A 997-nucleotide genomic window follows, 5' to 3' on the forward strand; every position below is an offset into this window, starting at 1 on the left:
ACGACACCGCAATGACCGCCGCCACGACGACGGCCTACCAGGTGATCGAGAAGCAGATACGGCGGACTCCGGACGCGACCGCTGTGGTTTTCGGGGAGTTCGAGCTGACCTACCGGCAACTCGAGGCCCGCGCCGACGACATCGCAGCCGCTCTCGCCGCCGCGGGTGTGGGGCCGGACGCCGTGGTGGCGGTGGCACTTTCCCGTTCGCCGGATCTGGTCGCGACACTGCTGGGGGTCTTGAAGGCTGGCGGTGTCTATCTGCCCGTGGATCCCGCCTATCCGGCAAACCGGCTGGAGTCCATGCTCCACGACTCGGCCCCGGTGGTCGTCGTCACCGACAGGGCCACAGTCGAGTCCGTTGCCGGGACGGGCGTGCGGTGCCTTCTGGTCGAAGAGATCACCACGGCGTGCGCGAACCCCCGCCCATCACTGCGCCCGGATCATCTCGCCTACTTGATTTACACCTCCGGTTCCACCGGCGTCCCGAAGGGCGTCGCCATGACGTCCGGCGCGCTGACGAACCTGTTGCGCTGGCACATCGGCATCACTGACAGTGGCACGGACTCACGGGTCGCCCAGTTCACCGCGTTGGGCTTCGACGTCTCGGTCCAGGAGATCCTGTCCAGCCTGGCAACAGGAAAGTCGCTGATCATTCCGGACGACGAGACTCGGGCTGATCCGCGTGCGCTTGCGGCATGGCTGCGTCAAGAGCGGATCAGCGAACTGTTCGCACCGACACCGGTGGTCAAAGCGGTGTGCGAAGCAGCCCTGGAAGGCGGCTTCGACCTGCCTGACCTGCGTGAGGTGTGCCAGGCGGGCGAAGCGCTCACCCTGGACGCCCGCCTCAAAAGGTTCTTCCTCGATTCCCGGACCCGGCTTCGGAACAACTACGGCCCGGCCGAAACACACGTCGTCACCAGCCACTCTTTGCACGATCGGGATACCGACTGGCCGACTGTCGTTCCCATCGGTACCCCGATCTTGAATAACCACAT

1 protein-coding gene is annotated in these 997 nt (G+C 65.4%); it reads left to right on the forward strand.

Features of this window, described 5'->3' with window-relative positions; all coding sequences use genetic code 11:
- A partial coding sequence (locus H4N64_RS44150; protein WP_186288258.1) for an AMP-binding protein occupies positions 1-997 on the forward strand: 997 nt, incomplete at both ends.

Origin of the sequence: Streptomyces cupreus, from assembly GCF_014257025.1 — a bacterium.
In the GTDB taxonomy this organism is placed as follows: Bacteria; Actinomycetota; Actinomycetes; order Streptomycetales; family Streptomycetaceae; genus Streptomyces; species Streptomyces cupreus.